The 17,875-nt window shown below is 35.7% G+C and carries 19 protein-coding genes; 7 read left to right on the top strand and 12 right to left on the bottom strand.

The genetic code is table 11. The annotated features are described in order from the left end of the window. Nucleotides 1-97: 97 nt before the first annotated feature. The 5 genes from NE558_RS12390 to NE558_RS12370 form a co-directional block, all read right to left on the bottom strand. On the bottom strand, nucleotides 98-766 hold the full coding sequence (locus tag NE558_RS12390) for an RluA family pseudouridine synthase (protein ID WP_256150426.1): 669 nt from the start codon (nucleotides 764-766) through the stop codon (nucleotides 98-100). Nucleotides 767-768: 2 nt separating this feature from the next. Next, nucleotides 769-2,817: a glycoside hydrolase family 13 protein gene (locus tag NE558_RS12385; protein ID WP_256150425.1), complete on the bottom strand. Its 2,049-nt coding sequence runs from the start codon at nucleotides 2,815-2,817 to the stop codon at nucleotides 769-771. Nucleotides 2,818-3,152: 335 nt separating this feature from the next. Beyond that, on the bottom strand, nucleotides 3,153-3,686 hold the full coding sequence (locus tag NE558_RS12380; protein WP_256150424.1) for a hypothetical protein: 534 nt from the start codon (nucleotides 3,684-3,686) through the stop codon (nucleotides 3,153-3,155). Nucleotides 3,687-3,787: 101 nt separating this feature from the next. Continuing rightward, complete coding sequence (locus NE558_RS12375; RefSeq protein ID WP_256150423.1) at nucleotides 3,788-5,011, bottom strand: 6-phosphofructokinase; 1,224 nt, start codon at nucleotides 5,009-5,011, stop codon at nucleotides 3,788-3,790. A 359-nt stretch (nucleotides 5,012-5,370) separates the two neighbouring features. Then, a complete protein-coding gene (locus tag NE558_RS12370) occupies nucleotides 5,371-6,708 on the bottom strand; it encodes an NCS2 family permease (protein WP_256150422.1) in 1,338 nt (445 codons plus the stop codon). Between the two features lie 272 nt (nucleotides 6,709-6,980). Here NE558_RS12370 and guaA point away from each other — a divergent pair, with 272 nt between their 5' ends. Next, nucleotides 6,981-8,519 (top strand): glutamine-hydrolyzing GMP synthase, encoded by a 1,539-nt coding sequence (gene guaA / locus NE558_RS12365; protein WP_256150421.1) that lies wholly within the window; start codon nucleotides 6,981-6,983, stop codon nucleotides 8,517-8,519. A 221-nt stretch (nucleotides 8,520-8,740) separates the two neighbouring features. Here the strand turns inward: guaA and NE558_RS12360 are convergent, their stop codons facing one another. Further along, a complete protein-coding gene (locus tag NE558_RS12360) occupies nucleotides 8,741-8,923 on the bottom strand; it encodes a hypothetical protein (RefSeq protein ID WP_256150420.1) in 183 nt (60 codons plus the stop codon). A 123-nt stretch (nucleotides 8,924-9,046) separates the two neighbouring features. Between NE558_RS12360 and NE558_RS12355 the strand changes: the two genes are divergently transcribed. Continuing rightward, the gene (locus NE558_RS12355) at nucleotides 9,047-9,520 is read left to right on the top strand and encodes an SLOG family protein (RefSeq protein ID WP_256150419.1); all 474 of its coding nucleotides are present in this window, start codon (nucleotides 9,047-9,049) and stop codon (nucleotides 9,518-9,520) included. Nucleotides 9,521-9,693: 173 nt separating this feature from the next. Here the strand turns inward: NE558_RS12355 and NE558_RS12350 are convergent, their stop codons facing one another. Together NE558_RS12350 and NE558_RS12345 are read right to left on the bottom strand one after the other, a co-directional pair. Next, nucleotides 9,694-10,131: a DMT family transporter gene (locus NE558_RS12350; protein ID WP_256150418.1), complete on the bottom strand. Its 438-nt coding sequence runs from the start codon at nucleotides 10,129-10,131 to the stop codon at nucleotides 9,694-9,696. A gap of 11 nt (nucleotides 10,132-10,142) precedes the next feature. Beyond that, nucleotides 10,143-10,565, bottom strand: coding sequence for a DMT family transporter (locus NE558_RS12345; protein WP_256150417.1), 423 nt, complete (start codon nucleotides 10,563-10,565; stop codon nucleotides 10,143-10,145). A gap of 94 nt (nucleotides 10,566-10,659) precedes the next feature. Between NE558_RS12345 and NE558_RS12340 the strand changes: the two genes are divergently transcribed. After that, nucleotides 10,660-11,349, top strand: a complete 690-nt coding sequence (locus NE558_RS12340; RefSeq protein ID WP_256150416.1) for a Crp/Fnr family transcriptional regulator — start codon at nucleotides 10,660-10,662, stop codon at nucleotides 11,347-11,349. A gap of 121 nt (nucleotides 11,350-11,470) precedes the next feature. Here the strand turns inward: NE558_RS12340 and NE558_RS12335 are convergent, their stop codons facing one another. Beyond that, nucleotides 11,471-11,608 (bottom strand): hypothetical protein, encoded by a 138-nt coding sequence (locus NE558_RS12335; RefSeq protein WP_256150414.1) that lies wholly within the window; start codon nucleotides 11,606-11,608, stop codon nucleotides 11,471-11,473. A 502-nt stretch (nucleotides 11,609-12,110) separates the two neighbouring features. Here NE558_RS12335 and NE558_RS12330 point away from each other — a divergent pair. Continuing rightward, complete coding sequence (locus NE558_RS12330) at nucleotides 12,111-12,368, top strand: helix-turn-helix domain-containing protein (RefSeq protein ID WP_256150413.1); 258 nt, start codon at nucleotides 12,111-12,113, stop codon at nucleotides 12,366-12,368. Nucleotides 12,369-12,507: 139 nt separating this feature from the next. On the opposite strand, the gene NE558_RS12325 is transcribed toward NE558_RS12330, so the two are convergent. From NE558_RS12325 to NE558_RS12315, 3 genes are all read right to left on the bottom strand, one after another. Next, entirely contained in the window at nucleotides 12,508-12,990 is a 483-nt protein-coding gene (locus NE558_RS12325; RefSeq protein ID WP_256150412.1) for a flavodoxin family protein, read from the bottom strand. A gap of 68 nt (nucleotides 12,991-13,058) precedes the next feature. Beyond that, nucleotides 13,059-13,769 carry a 4Fe-4S binding protein gene (locus NE558_RS12320; RefSeq protein WP_256150410.1) on the bottom strand — a complete coding sequence of 237 codons (711 nt, stop codon included), beginning with the start codon at nucleotides 13,767-13,769 and terminating at the stop codon, nucleotides 13,059-13,061. Further along, on the bottom strand, nucleotides 13,766-14,326 hold the full coding sequence (locus NE558_RS12315) for a PadR family transcriptional regulator (RefSeq protein WP_256150409.1): 561 nt from the start codon (nucleotides 14,324-14,326) through the stop codon (nucleotides 13,766-13,768). The genes NE558_RS12320 and NE558_RS12315 overlap by 4 nt, the downstream gene beginning before the upstream one ends. Before the next feature lie 297 nt (nucleotides 14,327-14,623). Here NE558_RS12315 and NE558_RS12310 point away from each other — a divergent pair, with 297 nt between their 5' ends. The 3 genes from NE558_RS12310 to abc-f all read left to right on the top strand — a co-directional run bounded on the left by NE558_RS12310 (nucleotide 14,624) and on the right by abc-f (nucleotide 17,875). Then, nucleotides 14,624-15,457 carry an undecaprenyl-diphosphate phosphatase gene (locus NE558_RS12310; protein ID WP_256150408.1) on the top strand — a complete coding sequence of 278 codons (834 nt, stop codon included), beginning with the start codon at nucleotides 14,624-14,626 and terminating at the stop codon, nucleotides 15,455-15,457. 145 nt (nucleotides 15,458-15,602) lie between these two features. Beyond that, nucleotides 15,603-16,013 (top strand): GNAT family N-acetyltransferase, encoded by a 411-nt coding sequence (locus NE558_RS12305; protein ID WP_256150407.1) that lies wholly within the window; start codon nucleotides 15,603-15,605, stop codon nucleotides 16,011-16,013. Between the two features lie 395 nt (nucleotides 16,014-16,408). Next, entirely contained in the window at nucleotides 16,409-17,875 is a 1,467-nt protein-coding gene (abc-f, locus tag NE558_RS12300) for a ribosomal protection-like ABC-F family protein (RefSeq protein ID WP_256150406.1), read from the top strand.

The following is a 17,875-nucleotide window of genomic DNA, read 5'->3' as shown; positions in this document are numbered from 1 at the left end:
CAACCGTTTCTCAAAAGAAATATGAAATCTTTTCACCACTCATCATAATTTGATACACACATTATAATACACACAAAGAGAAAATGCAAAGCTTGTTTTATGAATTTCCATAAAAAAACTGAAAAATCCCCTCCTTAGGTATATCTACGAAAGACCAAGGTTGATTTGTTGTGGGATGAAAGCCTTTTAAAGAATATGCCCACAGGGCGATTTCTGTGTGACCTCTTCTTTGAAACTGGGGGTTATATTTTTTATCTCCCCAAATTGGCGCTCCCCCATGTGCAGTCTGTACCCGAATCTGGTGATGCCTGCCTGTCTCCAATTGGATTTCCACCAAACTTAATATCTGATTTTCTTCAATCTTAGTTTGCAAAACCTCGTAATGCAAAACAGCTTTTTTTCCCATCTTATCCTTGGCAGAAACCACCTCTGAAAGATTAGTACGCATATTTTTTTTCAAATAATCAATCAAGGTGCCTTTTTCTTCAGGCATTTTACCCAATAGAACGGCATGATAACGCTTTTCCAAAAGCCCATCCTGCATTTGCTTTGCAAAAGCCGTCTCTGACCTTTTAGTTTTTGCAAAAACAAGTAGTCCCCCTACCGGTCTATCTAGACGATGAATCAAACCTAATGGATGACCACAATGCTTTTCCAATGCAGAAAGCAAATCTAAATCCCCTGTTTTATCTGCTTGTGTTGGCATACCATGGGGCTTTTTCGCCACCAACATCTCTTCATCCTCAAATATTATTTTCCAATCCATCATCACACTTCCTTTAAAAGAATTCCACTCTTAGGCTGCAAGGGCAGACAAATATGCCCGTTCTCAACACTAAAATCTACACTTTCCAAATAATATCCCTTCTCGTCTGTCAAAATCAAGCGTTTCATTCTACCTTTTTCTCTAACACCTATTTGCCAAACAGGCACATAAATTTCTTTAAAATCATCGCTGTTGTTTAACACAACAACACAGTGGTTTTGTTCCGTAAATCTTCCATAACCTATGATGCCATATTCACCAAATAATTGCTTTAAGGAACCCAATCGTAATGCTTCATTTTCTTTTCGCAAATAGATACAAGCTTTATGGAATGCAATTAATTCGTTATTTTCTCTGCCCCAAGGATAGGGTCTGCGATTATCAGGATCCGTCCAGCCCGCAACACCGGCTTCATCCCCATAATAAATGGTGGGTGCTCCAAGCCAAGTCATTTGCAATAAGACCGCTTCCCGCATTACTGAAAGCTGAACATCCTCCGAAGCTTTTTCAGCACCATCATGTTCCAATCTACCTAATTGGCGGTTTGTTCTTGTTAAAAAACGAGAATGGTCATGGTTAGAAAGTTCATTCATTGCTGTTGTTAAAGCCTGAATGGGTATCTTTGACATCTGATAAATCATAGTTCCCCAAAAAACATCAGCATTATTGTACAAATCATCTCTAGCGTCTGTACTGTGCTTGGAAACCCCTGTGAGAAACCAAGTCAACGGTTCCATAAAGGCATCATAATTCATAATGCTATCCCATTGATCACCAAGTAACCAGGGTTTTGCCTCTCCGTAATGCTCTGCTAAAATCAACGCATTTGGATTGGCCTTTTTTATGGTTTTTCGAAATTCCTGCCAAAAAGTGTGGTTAAATTCCTCTGTACTACCCAAATCTGCCGCCACATCCAACCGCCATCCGTCTGCACTAAATGGTGGAGACACCCACTTTGCACCTATTTCCATGATTTTATTTCTTAACTCCAAACAGCCCTCAACATTTAGCTTTGGATGGTTCTCATACCCCCACCACCCCTCATAGGCAGTTCCTTCTTGATTCCATATAAAATAAGGATGAAATGGGCTGTTTTTATCTTGAAAAGCACCTTTAATACTATCCTTATAAATCCCCTCCCGATCCATCCATTTATGAAATGCACCGCAATGATTAAAAACACCATCAAGGATTACTTTTATTCCTCTTTTATGAGCCTCTGCAACCAATGTAGCAAAAAGCAAATCACTTTTTTGCAGATTTGTATCATTGTTTATGCGAGTGATATATCTGGTTGCCTCTTGATTCTTTTCAGAACCAAAAACCAATGCACCTTCATCCACTTCAATCACACCTAGATGAGGATCGATATGCTCATAATCCTGAATATCGTATTTATGATTACTAGGAGAAAGAAAAATTGGGTTTAAATATATTGCATCTACCCCCAAACCTTCCAAATACTCCATCTTCATTATAATTCCTTGCAAGTCCCCACCATAAAAATTCCGAATATCCTCTGATTCCGGATTTTTACTCCAGTCCTCAATTTTTTTCACTGGTTTTCCCAAGTACATATATTCATTGCTTAAAATATCATTTTTTTCATCACCATTAAAAAAGCGGTCAGGGAAAATTTGGTACATCACCGCTCCCTTTGCCCATTGGGGTGTATGATAATCCCTCAAAAGCTCAAACCAGCCCTCCCCCTGATAGCTGTCAAATACGCCATATTTTGTGTAATAAAGAGTAAAGCCTTCTCCCTCAATACAAAAATAATAGTGTTCATTCTCTTGAGATGGAGGCAAATCTACCTGGTAATATTCAAATACAAAACTAGACCGCATTTTCCTCATAGCCAAACGATGCCCTTCTGTACATAAAAAAGGCTGTAACTGAAGATTCCTACCTGTCCTTAAAGTAATGGTCACTGTATCATATCTGGAGGGCTCAGGCGGTATTCTATAATTTGCGGTTTCATCGCTGAAAATTGCTTGGGAACAAAAATAAGGAATATTTACTAACCAAGAGAGATCAGCGTAATTTGGCATAAGCCCACCACCTTTTTATTAATTATTGGCTTACATACATAACAGGATTTTCATTGCGGTAATTATACCATAAACGAATCAAAAGAAAAGTAAAATTATGATTCCCATTTAAATTCAATTGAAATCAGGAAAATAATTATGATTAAAAATGATTTTTTCATACATGGAAAAAAGAGCAGCCTGCCGATGACTGCTCTTCTTTCAAAAAGAGAAGGTATTTCTTATTGGGATTACGGATTTACCGCAATGTGAAAATATTGGGGAGTTTTCACATGCTCATTATAACATGTGGGACAAAAAATGTCTAGGAAAAAATATTAAAAATTTAACAAAAATTAACTAGTAAAATCTGAAAGAAGCTTCACTAAGTTTTCTTCACCTAATACATAAATACCTTCTAAGAGCTGTTGTCTCTCGGGATCAGGCAAAACAGAAATCGGAACTTTTGTCAATTCTTTCAATTTCATCTTTTTATCAATATCTTCTGTAAATACAGCTAAATTACCTTCGTACTCTTTTAAAACAAAGATCTCACTGCTTTTCCCCTCAACAGAACACCGAAGTATTACCTTTTCAGGAGAAAAATAAACAATTTGCCAACCGTTATAAATGCTTTGCATCTGTTGGCGGTTCAACCCTTCAAGAAAATCCGGAACGGGCTCCGTAACCTCTTTTGTAATTGCATCCTTTGTATAGTAATATTGGTAAATTATTTTACCCTCTTTTTTCACAGTAACTTCTTTTTTTCCAACCAAAACGGTATGTTCCTGTGCTGGAAGCTTTTCTTGTTCTTTCGCTGTTAAAACATAACCTAGCCCCAACGATAGAAAAAAGCCGGCAAGGGCCAGAAGTACAACTTTTTTCCTCATAATATCCACCTCGAAAAAAGTATGTACCCTTTTGGAAAATTTTATACAAAAATATCAAAGCTTTTGCTTACTTTCCCTTGATTTTTTCTATAAAGAAACATTTAAAACAATCTAAAATGCACAGGCACCCCATTTTCGTAGGTACAAGGTAGCTCTCCTTGAATCAACGGAAGCAAATAATCAATCATTTCTTGGGTAACATCGTTCCCCTGCTCATGAATCCATTCCAAAGGAACGGTTTTCACTTGATTAGCAATTTTTTCGATTTCCACAAAACCAATTTCAAATTGATATGGTTTGGTGGATACTCTTTTGATTGCTGCCATTTTTCCACTTCCGCCTGCCAAAGCATAATCCGCCGCCGCCATACCAAGAAGTCTGGATTCATAAATATCCGCCGCGCTTGCCACGTGGGATGCACAGCGCTGCATCAAATTCAGCTCTACACTTCTGACCTTACACCCAATCTCTTGGCGTACAATTTCTTCCAAATATCTTGCCGCACCTGCCAATATTTTATGTCCGAAGGCATCGGTTGTTCTATCTTGAAGGCAATCGGTAATGTACTCTCCCGCTTCATTTCTAATTCCTTCACTTACTGCAACAACCACTGCATGCTTTTTCCCTAGCTTTTCTCTTACATCACATAAAAATCCATCTACAGAAAAAGGCCTTTCACAAAGATAAATTAAATCTGGTGCGGAGTCTCCATTGATTCTACCCAAAACAGAAGAAGCAGTAAGCCATCCTGCATCTCGTCCCATCACTTCCACAATGGTTACAGCAGGCAGAGCATATACATTGCAATCACAGGCAATTTCTGAAAAAGTTGTGGCAATATATTTCCCAGCTGAGCCAAATCCCGGGCAATGATCCGTCTCCATCAAGTCGTTATCAATGGTTTTAGGGGCCCCCATAATACAAATATCATTAATCTTGTGTAAGCGGCAATACTCAGAAAGCTTATGCACCGTATCCATGGAATCATTTCCACCAATGTAAACAAAATAGCCAATATTATATTTTCTAAAAATAGATATTATCTTTTCAAACTCAAAGGTACTCTCCTCCCAATGAGAAAGCTTCATTCTACATGAGCCCAATGCCGAGGAAGGTGTTTGACATAATAGCTGTAAGGATTGAGGGTTAGAAAGTATAGCATTCAGTTCAACCATTCGTTCAGCCAAAATTCCAATGATACCATTTTGCGCTCCATACACCTTATCAATATTTTTATCAGCCAATCCCTTTTCTACCACACCGCATAATGTGGCATTAATTGCTGCAGATGGGCCGCCCGATTGCGCGACCAGTAAGTTTTTCATTGCTATCCGCCTTTCCAAAATTTATCTCATGATAGATACTACAAGTATTATAGATTTTTTTGTTTTAAGAAACAATAAGAATTTTAAACTTTTCCTTCGCTTCCATTTTTTCACAACAGTTCCAATAACGAAACAAAAGGACTACTGCTCAAACGAACAGCCGTCCTTTCTATTACAAGCATACGCCACTATATAGGCTAGTAGGGAATCATTTTCATTCCCATATACTCTGCTTATATAAAGAATAGTCTCAAAGAAAAACATATTATGATATGTCTTGTCTGAATGGTTGTTACTCATTTTACTTTAACAAATCAAACAAAGATGTTTCTATTAAAATAAATATGTTCAAATGCTTTTTAACCCATAATTAACTTAATAAAGAATAAAATACCGATAATTACGATAACTGGATTCAGTTCTTTCTGTCTGCCGCTAAGAAGTTTCAACAATACATAAGAAATTACACCAAAAACCAAACCTTCGGATATGCTATAGGCAATAACCATCATCAAGATTGTCATAAATGCAGGGAAACCCTCTGTGTAATCACTAAAATCAATCTCTCTGATATTTTCAACCATAAACAAACCTACTACCACCAAAGCAGGTGTTGTAGCAAAGGAAGGAATTGTTGTTAATATGGGTGAGAAAAACAAGGCAACCAAAAACAATACACCAGCGGTAAAGGCAGTCATACCAGTACGTCCACCATCGGATACACCAGAAGCACTCTCTACGAAGGTAGTAACTGTGGAGGTTCCCAATGCCGCACCAACTGTTGTTGCACATGCATCTGCAAACAATGCACCTTTGATACGAGGCAGTCTGCCATCCTTATCAACAAAACCTGCTTTTGTTGATACGCCGATTAAAGTACCCAATGTATCAAATAAATCTACAAATAAGAATGCAAAAACTACAGTTAAAAAATCCAATATTCTAATCCCCTGAAAGCTTAACTTCATGGCAATAGGTTCAATGCTTGGTGGCGCAGAGATAATCCCCTGAGGTATCAAGGAATACATTCCAGCATCAATATCTACTACATAAATTCCGGTAAGCTGACAGATAATACCTAAAACCCAAGTCAAAATAATTCCCAAAAACAATGCGCCTTTTACTTTTTTAACAACCAGCGCCAATGTAATAATTGTACCAATTAAAGATAATGCCACAGAAATATTTTTAATATCCCCTAATGCAACACAAACGGTACTGTTTGGAACAATAACACCTGCATTTTGTAAGCCTATAAATGCAATAAACATACCAATACCAACACTGGTTGCTTTTTTCATATTAGCCGGTATTGCATTAAAAATTGCTTCTCTCACCTTTACGGCAGAAAGCAAAATAAAAATAATACCCTCCACAAAAACTGCAGTTAAAGCTACTTGCCAGCTGTAGCCATACTGGCCGCAAACGGTAAAAGCAAAATATGCATTCAACCCCATGCCCGGAGCCAATGCAAAAGGATAATTGGCAAAGAAAGCCATAAAGAATGTACCCAGAGCAGAAGCAAGACAGGTTGCAGTTAGAAGAGCACTGGCATCCATCCCAGATGCACTTAAAATACTGGGGTTAACCACTAAAATATATGCCATTGTCATGAATGTAGTTAATCCAGCAAAAATTTCAGTTCTCATTGTAGTATTATTCTGTTTTAGCTTAAAACATTTTTCGAAAAAACCCATGTTTTTCCCTCCTTATAGTAGGTATGAATAAAAAATATAAAAATTAAGACAATGACTTTAAGATGATAACAAAGTAAAGCTGACCTGTCAACGGTTTACAACTGTATATTCTACAAAGATTCCAAATAACAGGCAATATATTTCATAGTTTTTTTCTCTTGTCAATATTTGTGGCCTATGCTAATATAAATAGAGAATCTGCCGTCGGAATTTTTCGGCGGCTTTTCATTTCAAGAAATCGGATGACATTGAAATTTGTATGGAGGTTAATGATGAACCACGAAATGATTATCGTATTAGACTTTGGCGGCCAATATAATCAGTTGATTGCGCGCCGTGTCAGAGAACATCATGTATATTGTGAAATCATGCCTTGGAATAAGCCTATAGAAGAGATCAAGGCAAAAAATCCCAAGGGTATCATTTTCACTGGTGGGCCTAATAGTGTGTATGATGAAAAATCCCCCCACTGTGATCCCGAAATATTTGAGCTTGGCATTCCTGTTTTAGGCATTTGCTATGGCTGCCAGTTGATGGCATATACCCTAGGCGGAAAAGTTGGAAATGCCCAGGAAAAGAGTGAATACGGCAAAACAGAGGTTTCCTTTGATACAAGCAGCAAACTGCTTAAGGATATTGGTGAAAAAGAGATTTGTTGGATGAGCCATACTGACTTTGTGACAGAAATGCCTGAAGGCTTCCGCATTATTGGTAAAACTGCAACTTGTCCTGCTGCTGCTATTGAATGCCCCGAGAAAGGCTTTTATGGTGTACAGTTCCATCCAGAAGTAAACCATACCCCAAGAGGTAGCGATATTATTCATAACTTCTTGTATGAAGTTTGTGGTTGTAGTGGCGACTGGACTATGACAAATTATATTGAAGATCAGATTAAAAAGATCCGCGAACAGGTTGGTACAGGAAAAGCACTTTGTGCATTATCCGGCGGAGTCGACTCCAGCGTTGTTGCCGCTTTGGTATCAAAAGCAATCGGTAAACAATTGACCTGCGTATTCGTAGATCACGGCTTAATGCGTAAAAACGAAGGTGATGAGGTAGAATCTATTTTTGATGGTTTCTTCGATTCTCATTTTGTACGTGCCAATGCACAAGAACGCTTTTTAAATAAGCTGAAAGGTATTACAGACCCTGAGGCAAAAAGAAAAATTATTGGAGAAGAATTTATCCGTGTTTTTGAAGATGAAGCGAAAAAAATAGGTAAAGTTCAATATCTGGTTCAGGGGACTATATACCCTGATGTAATTGAAAGCGGTCTCGGTGATTCAGCTGTAATTAAGTCTCATCATAACGTTGGGGGATTACCCTCCGTTGTTGATTTTGAAGAATTAATTGAGCCATTGCGTCTTTTATTTAAGGATGAAGTGCGTCAGATGGGAATTGAACTTGGCTTACCTGAAAACTTGGTGTGGCGCCAACCTTTCCCCGGCCCCGGCTTAGGTATTCGTGTAATTGGCGAAGTGACCGAAGATAAACTATCCATTTTGAGAGATGCCGACGCTATCTTCCGTGAGGAAATTGCAAAGGCTGGATTAGACCGTAGCATTAATCAGTATTTTGCAGTAATTACGGATGTGCGTTCTGTTGGTGTTATGGGTGATTTCAGAACCTACGATTACACTTTAGCACTGCGTGGTGTAACAACAACGGACTTCATGACTGCTGACTGGGCACGTATTCCTTATGATGTATTGGATCGCATCAGCGTTCGTATTGTAAATGAAGTAAAACACATTAATCGCATTGTGTATGACATTACTTCCAAACCCCCCGCTACCATTGAGTGGGAATAATAATTGTTATATCAGGCTGTAAATCTTCGATACAAATGGGTTTGAATGGATGAGAACCACCTTAAAGCAACGTTCTTGAACATTATCATTTTATCATACAAAAAGAGCTAAATGATTTTGAATGTCATTTAGCTCTTTTTTCTATTCTATTGAAAATATTGGGGACAATTTAGTTAGCACAATAAACGCTGATAGGATAAAGCTTGCCGTGGTAGCGAGCCTTATTTTTCTGCTTTATCAGGCACATCAATTGCTCCATGCTTTTCTTCAAATTCTCTTATGCAGTTGTTAATGAGATACATTATTTGCCCACTGGCTGAGCGGTCTTCATATCTAGATACATAGTGAAATTTTTGCAATACGTCTTCATCAATTCTAATGCTAATATGTTTGTTTTTCTTCAAATCACTCATCCTCTCAAACTAAAAATGCACTTAATATACCTTTATTTTAAATTAAAAATGTGTTATCATTCTTATAATGGACTAAAAATTAGTGCATGTTATTATGAGGGAGGAATGTTTATTATGGAAAAATCAAAAACCTGCTGTTTTACAGGGCATCGTAAGTTGCCGAAAGATAAAATTAATCACATTATAATTCGCCTTAACCAAGAGGTAGATAACCTTATCAGTCAAGGCGTAACGAATTTTATTTCAGGCGGTGTCCTTGGATTTGACCAGATAGCAGCTTCAGTGATTACTGCAAAAAAGGAAATGGGATATGATGTTAAGTTAGTATTTGCCTTGCCGTGCAGAAATCAGGATGAACATTGGAATACAGAGGAGAAAAAGCTATATTATGGGTTGCTTGATGAAGCGGATGAGATTGTTTATATTTTGGAGACTAACACCGATAATAGCATAAAAATGAGAAATCAATACATGGTAGATAGGTCGTTGTATTGTATTTGTGCCCAGATATATTCCACTGGAGAAACAACCCAGACTGTGAAATATGCAAGGCAAAACAGTTTAAAAGTAATTAATATAACAAAATAGATGTATGAGAAATACTTTTATTAACTTATCGATTCAGGAGAATGAGATTAAAACAAAATGCCTTGAAATGCTGTATAGTTCAGCATTTACAAGGCTCTTTCTCAGTATATCTAAGCTCTATTACATAAGTTCCTTTTATATTACTCACAATTCTTTAACAAACTTGCATTTTATCATGTATTAAGGCTATCCTTTTCCCCACCCTTTATATAAACAATTAAACCAGCCAAGATCAACATTCCTCCAATTACTTTTCCCACAGGTAAATCACCCTCCTGTAAATAATCGATAAAAACGCCTATGGAAAGCTGACCAATAAACACTAAAACAGTTACATATACTGCTGATAGATGATTAATGATTATACTATTTAGAAGCATAATTACTGAGCCCACTACCCCACCTAAAAAGTAATAAAATGGAATGTTTGAATATAAAATTGTGGGCGAGCCATTACTTGTTATAAAAAAATAAACAATTGAACAGATAAGTCCCACTAAATAATTCGTTATGCCAGCTTGAATCAATCCTACATGGCTAGCTAACCTTCCATTTATTGAAATACATAGAATCACTAAACCTCCAGCAAATAGTGAAAAGAAAATATGCATTATATGCCTCCTTAAATAAAAATCATTGCAATAATCCCTAAAACCATTATTGCAACTCCAATTATTTTTAAAAAATTAATCTTATTAATCTGTTGACCCAGCAGACCAAAATGATCTATTATCATAGAAGTGAAAAGTTGACCCAGCAGATTTAGGCAAAGTGTAAGTGTAGCTCCAAGTTTTAAAAAACTACTGTTGTTAAACAGCACAGTAAATATACCCAACGCCCCCGCTGTAAAAAGGTAATACGGCAAACCCTTAATCCTATTTAGGTGGGTACCACTACCTATCAGTAAAACAACGGATGCCAAGAGTCCTGCCCCGTGGATTATTATAAGGGACTGGGTATTTCCCGTTTTTGAAGCTAAAAGCCCATTCAGTACTACCATTAAGCCAATTAAAATGCCGTCAAATGAAGCCATACATTTATACATAATTGTTACTCCCTTCTGCAATGAATAAATATTATCATACAGACAAGAATACAAGATAGGACATTTGTCAGTATAAACGAAAATTGGAGATTGTATGAAAAAGTATAAAGACGATCCAAGATTAAAAAACTATTTAGAAAAATATAATTTAAGTGAGATTATTGATGTCAATCTAGAACAGAGTCGTGAATGTTTTGAATTTAAGAAAGGAGACCTCATCTGTGAACTAGGAGAAAAAATAGAGTATTTTTACATACTGTTAGAAGGAAATGTAAAGGTATTTACTGTTTCAGCCGATGGAAAAATTCTGTGTTTGAGAATATTTGATTCAATCACTAATTTAGGTGATATTGAGCTTTTTACTGAAACTAGATATAGATGTCATGTGGAGGCTCTTTCAGACTGTTTATGTATAGCTTTTCCCATAGATAAAGTTAAAACCTATGGAATGAACAATATTGTTTTTCTGAAATATTTATGCATCGACCTATGTAATAAATTTGATGCAATCAGCAATATTAGTTCAAATAACATTTTATATCCATTGAAAAACCGTTTAGTTGGATATATTTTGGAATATATGAATAATTCTACAAAAATAACTGTTTTCCCTTTTTCATATAAAGAACTCTCAGAGATATTGGGAGTTAGCTATCGTCATTTAAGTAGATGCATGAATGAACTGGAGACCCAAGGGCTTATCAAGAAGATGGGAAATAAAATTGTAGTCCTAAACGAGAATGAAATGCGATGTTTTGAATTTGATAGTTATCCTCATAAATAGTTCTATAAGTATATAAAAACACTTGTCACCACTAAAAATAACAAGAGTATCTTACCTCCTTTGACGGCAAATACTCTTGTTTTTACGCTTCCTCTTACATTGCAGGTTTGAATTTCTCGAGTTACTCTATAATTCTTGTGATACTATCCTCTTGCGCTAAGTACATTTCCTCTGCCTGTTGCTGTATTTCCTGTAGATCTTTAATTGTATCTGTTATTTTATTGAGCAACAGAAAATATATATCTTTATAATCCGCCATTTATAATCACCTCAAAAATATAATATCAAATACCACTTGTATTATTAAGTGCAAATATAGCGTATATTTTTTACTAATTTTTGCACTATACTATATATGTGAGGTGATATAGATGTTTGAGATAAAGAAAACTGAATATGTTAATAAAACTTTTAGATTAGAAAAGACTTTGGTAGAACGTTTATCAAAATGTTCCACAGAACATAACATATCTGTAAATTCTCTTGTTGCCCAGTGCTGCGAATATGCACTCAATCATATGAAAATGGAAGAAAAGGGTTTATAGATAAGATTGTTTTTTACTTCATTTAAAAAAGGACTTATGGATGGATATTTAATAAGTCCTTTTTTGTGCTTACCACAATTTAAGTTGTATAAAATAGTAATAGATAAAAGCGCATCTACCCAAAATAAAATACCCCTCTAGTCTTTCATATTGTATAACAATTTACCATATAATAAAGCCATTGACAAGTAGAAGATGTCAATATGGAGGTGTGAAATGTATAAAAATAAAAATGCAGATGGATCATTAAATCTTTGTGGTAATAAAATTAAAGAATTACGAAAGGCTCTAACCCCTACTGTATCACAGAGAATGCTTGCAAATGAATTACAACTCATAGGAATCGACTTAGATAAGAATGCCATTCAAAAAATTGAAAGTGGTAAAAGATTTGTAACAGACATTGAAATTGTTGCATTCGCAAAGATTTTTAATACTACCACTGATGAGCTATTAAAACAAACAGAAATATAAAGAAATATCATTAATTCCCTCTTATATATATCTTTTTAAAAAAAATAAGGCTTGCCATAAAGGCAGCCTCTTTTTCTTACAGAAATTAAATCACATAACAACCTTATCTATATCAATTAAAACTTTCACTCATAGAATTTCAAATCCTTTGAAGTTCAGATGCCCACTTAACGGCTTCATTAGAGCTTTCCTCAGTATTTTTCTTAGGTTCAACAAATGCAATTTCTCCAATAAACTTATTTTCCGGAAAAGCTTCTTTCAATTTGGAAAAACATTTTTTTGCGCCACCACCACCGTGGCATGCAAACAAAGCAATCCGTTTCCCTTTCATTTGATACTGCGAAATAAAACTTTTTATAGGCGGTGCAAAAGAGCCTGCCCAAATGGGTGTTCCGATTATAACCGTGTCATATTTGCTCACATCAATTTTCTCGTTAATAAGTTCCGGTGTCTCACCAAAAAGAACGCTTTTGCCACCCCAAAAAAACTTCCCAAATCCCTCTGTTGGATACTGTTTGCTTGTTTTTAATTCCACAATATCAGCATCCATTGTTTTGGCAATAGCTTCTCCAACCAATTTTGTGTTCCCCTCAAAAGAAAAAAATACAACTAAAGTACGCATTGAACCGCTCCTTTCAAAATGTCATTCATTACATTAATTTGTATCCTGATTCACTCATTGAAAACTTATCATTGTTTTTGGAATACCCCAAAGCCTATGGCTTTCTTGGGACATCCATCCACACACTCCAAACAATTGATGCATTCGCTAGATTCCATCACACCAGCCTTAACCATGGTCTCTACATCCAAACCCATAGGACAATTCTTAGTACATTTTCCACAGGAAATACAGCTTTCTGGCTTTGCTGCAAGTCTGAATCTGGGGATATGCAAAAAGTCCGCCAACTTTTCACCAATTACCATGAAAGGTGCCATCCAGCAAAGGCTGTGGCACATTCCTCTTCTGCCTGTGACAAGGGTGAACAAATAAATTATAACCATTACAATTGCATAAATAATAAAATATTGAAAATTAAATTCAATAAAATACAAGAAGTCTCCTTTTAGCCTAGGATGTTGAAGCCATAAAAAAACAATAAATGAAAACCAAATTGTCCATGTAATATATTTGGAGATGTTTTTCTTTTTACTATTCCAGTGACGATCATTGACCACAGCAATATTCTCCTGCAATGCACCACCGGGACAAAGCCAACCACAAAAAAGTCGACTTCCAACCATTGAAAAGAATAATAGCAACCCAAAAATCATTGCACTCCCATTGAATACACCATTTGCTGCAGATACCACTATTACAAAAGGAGATAAAAGCATAAATGTTATCGGAAAGAGAAGAAGGGAAAAAATAAGTATACTTTTGCGAATCCGCTGTCTCATTTAGTTTCAACCTCCCGCTGTGAAATAATACTTTTGGCCTCCTCAGCCCAATCTCTCATCGAGGTATAGATGTAAACGCCACAAAGTGCAGTTAAATGGCTATAAGTGCAGTCCATCCCCTCCTCTTTCAAGCGTTCAAAATATTGCATATACTCTTTCATATCACGAATCATATTTTCATTTCTCTTTGCAAAATTGTCTAAATGTCCAAGTAACACGTTGGGTTCAGCGTTCTCACCGAAAGATACTTTCAGTAGTATTTCATATCGAAGCTTTTCTATCTCCGGCTCTTTACGTAACCAAAGTGCAAGCTCTTTCCTGCCTGCATCCGTTATGCTATATGTAATCTGCCCTCGCCCATTTCCTTGTTCATCACTAGGCACAGCCAACCCTTCTGCAACCAATTTTTTCAAAGTGGGGTAAATTTGGCCATAGCTTTCCTGCCAAAAATGGCTGTATTCATTTTCAATCCACTTTTTCATATTGTATCCCGTTAGTGGCATTCGAGACAGCATACCCAAAATTACATATCTAGATTTCCCTGTGTTCTCTTTCACTATTACACATCCATTCTTTTAATATATCTTTATAATATATCTTAATGATATATTTGTCAAGAATAGTAAATTCAACTGCTGAAGCTTTTTGTTTCCCATAAATCATATTATGATAATTTTTATTTAAACAAAAAAGTAATACAAAAAAAATTATGATACAAAATAATTACGTAAATCTTAAAGTACCCAAAGATAAAAATGTGGTATACTTGGTAGAAACGCCCAATTACTAAAGCTCATTTGTTCTGTCTGTAATTGGTGTTGGCTTTTTTACGATTTAGAAGGAGGATTTAAAGAATGTCACTTGAGTTAACAGAAATTTTGAAAGTTATTTTTATTGGTATTATAGAGGGAATTACTGAGTGGTTGCCCATCAGCAGCACAGGGCATATGCTTCTGGTAGACCAATTTGTTGCCCTGAATATGAGCACTGCCTTTAAAGAAATGTTTTTTGTTGTAATACAGCTTGGAGCAATCCTTGCAGTGGTGGTTATATTCTGGAAAAAAATGTTTCCCTTTCAGTTTGGGAAAAATGCCCAGTCAATTATAAAAAAGGATACCTTTTCTCTTTGGTTTAAAGTAGTTGTGGCATGTATTCCTGGAGCTATTGTTACTATCCTTTTTGATGATTATATTGAAGCCAATTTACACACTCCTTTGGTAATTGCTCTAGCCCTGATTTTTTATGGCATAGCATTTATTTTAATTGAACAATGGAACAAAAAACGCTTGCCAACTACCACAAGATTAGATGATATTACCTATAGAACAGCTTTTATCATTGGTCTATTCCAAGTACTTTCCATTATTCCCGGCACTTCTCGTTCAGGAGCTACCATAATTGGTGCTTTGCTAATTGGTATATCAAGAGTAGTTGCCGCAGAATTCACTTTTTTTCTAGCGGTTCCAGTTATGTTTGGCTTAAGTGCCCTTAAAATACTAAAATTTGGATTTTCATTTACAAGTGCTGAATTACTTATCTTAGGGATCGGTATGGCAGTAGCCTTTGTGGTTTCTGTTTTAGTCATAAAATTTCTTCTTGGATACATTAAAAAGCATGATTTTAAGGCCTTTGGCTGGTATCGGATTGCCCTAGGTATCATTGTGATAGTGTACTTTTCTATCGTTTAGATTTGAGTAAATCTATTCATAAAGCTTTATGCCTTTATGGCTAAATCGGCGGTAAAAATCTGCTGAAAACAATAGATTCTGCTATGGGTATGTGGTATGCTAAAGCATAAATAAAACATAGGTAAATTATTTTGGAGGACAACGGATGAAAATACAACTTGTTTATGAAGTGCCATCAGCACAGGATTATGTGAGCCTACGGATTCGTTCCGGAATGGGAAACAAAGATATCAACAGAAGCCATATTGCCCTTAAAAATTCTTTATTTACTGTGTCCCTTTATGATGAAGAACAACTGATTGGCTTTGGCAGAATTGTTGGCGATGGCGGTATTACCTACGTAGTCAGTGATATTATGGTGGACACCGCATATCAAGGCAAGGGGTACGGCAAGGACATTATGAAAGCCATCAACACGTATTTTGAGGAGAATACCTATGAAGATAGTTACGTTTGTTTAATAGCAAATTATCCCGCAGACCTTTTATATCATAAGTATAAATTCGAATACTTACCAGATAACAGATGTGGCATGTTGCGCAATCAAAAAAAGTAGTTCACTTTTGAAAAGCGTCTCATGGCTTATATTTTGTTAATCTAACTTGTAGTTGTCTGTTTCTATGAGGCAAACCGATTTTTTTATAGGCAGGAGTTTTCAAGCTTCATCTCTATAAACTGAAATTAATTCACTTGTAATTCTATTGAAATCGTAGTAAAATGAAACCATATTATGAAGATTGGAGTTGAAAAAATGATTAACTTTTCTTGCTAATAATTTAGGCATTTAAACATTTATAATGGTTTACCATTGTTTTTGTTGTGCCAATTTGCAAGAAAGTGATTCATTTTTAAAGCTCTTATATAATTTACGGACATTTTTTGTATTGTCACGTTTTATTTAGGCTGTAAGAATAACTTTCTTGCAGTCTATTTTTTTAAGGAGGACAATGCATGTCACAAATAAACATTAAAAACCTAACCTTTTCATATGATGGAAGTTATGATAACGTATTTGAAAATGTAAGCTTTCAAATAGATACTGATTGGAAACTAGGTTTTACCGGTAGAAACGGCAGAGGTAAAACTACGTTTTTAAACCTTTTACTAGGTAAATATGAATATGAAGGCAGCATATCAAAATCAGTAGAGATGGCATATTTTCCCTATCCCGTTGAAGATTCATCTCAACTCACCATAACTGTGATAGGAGACATTTACCCAAATTACCTACAATGGGAATTATTAAAAGAATTAAACCTATTAAACCTCTCTGATGAAGTTTTATATCGCCCCTTTGATACCCTTTCAAAAGGAGAGCAAACCAAGATTTTACTTGCTGTTTTATTTCTAAAAGAAAACACATTTTTGCTGATTGACGAACCCACCAATCATCTTGATGCTGAGGGCAGGCAAATTGTAAGTAAATATCTTAATCAAAAGAAAGGATTTATTTTAGTTTCCCATGATAGAGATTTTTTGGATTCCAGTATTGATCACATTCTTTCTATTAATAAAACCAACATTGAAATACAGAAAGGAAACTTCTCTTCTTGGTACCAAAACAAACAGTTACAAGATTCATATGAAATTGCGAAAAATGAAAATCTGAAAAATGAAATAACCAGATTAAATAAAACTGCAAAAGAGAAACGGTCGTGGTCGGATAAGACAGAAGCGAGTAAGTTTGGAGAAGGCCCCTGCGACAGAGGCTACATTGGCCATAAGGCAGCCAAAACCATGAAAAGAGCTAAATCTATTCAAAAACGTATGGAAAGCAACATTGAAGAGAAACAGAAATTACTGAAAAATATTGAAATCACGGAAGAACTAAAAATAGAACAATCCATGCATCATAGCAAGACATTAATTACATTTGATAATGTTTCTGCTTGTTATGACGGTAATATTGTGTTTCAAAATATTTCTTTTTCCATTAATACAGGTGATATTATTTCTTTGCGAGGCAAAAACGGTTCTGGCAAATCAACCATTTTGAAATTGATTTGTGGGGAGGATATTTCCCATACAGGTTCCATTTATATTGCACCGGAACTTAAAATCTCTTATATCTCACAAGATACCTCTACCCTTTACGGCAATTTATCGGAGTTTGCAAAGCAATGTGATATTGACGAAAGCTTGTTCAAATCAATTTTACGAAAACTGGATTTTTCTAGGGTACAGTTTGAAAAAGATATATCTGTTTTCAGCGGCGGTCAAAAAAAGAAAGTACTCATAGCTAAAAGCCTTTGTCAAAAGGCCCATATTCATATTTGGGACGAACCCCTCAACTTTGTTGATGTACTTTCACGTATTCAATTAGAAAGAGTAATCCTGGACTTTAAACCCACCCTCTTGTTTGTTGAACATGACAAGGCTTTTTGCGAAAATGTTGCAACAAAAACAATCTCTCTCTAA

The organism is Anaerotignum propionicum (assembly GCF_024461735.1).
Lineage (GTDB): Bacteria > Bacillota > Clostridia > Lachnospirales > Anaerotignaceae > Chakrabartyella.
The sequence above is the reverse complement of the archived record's forward strand: the minus strand, read 5'-3'. Positions and strand labels throughout refer to the sequence as shown.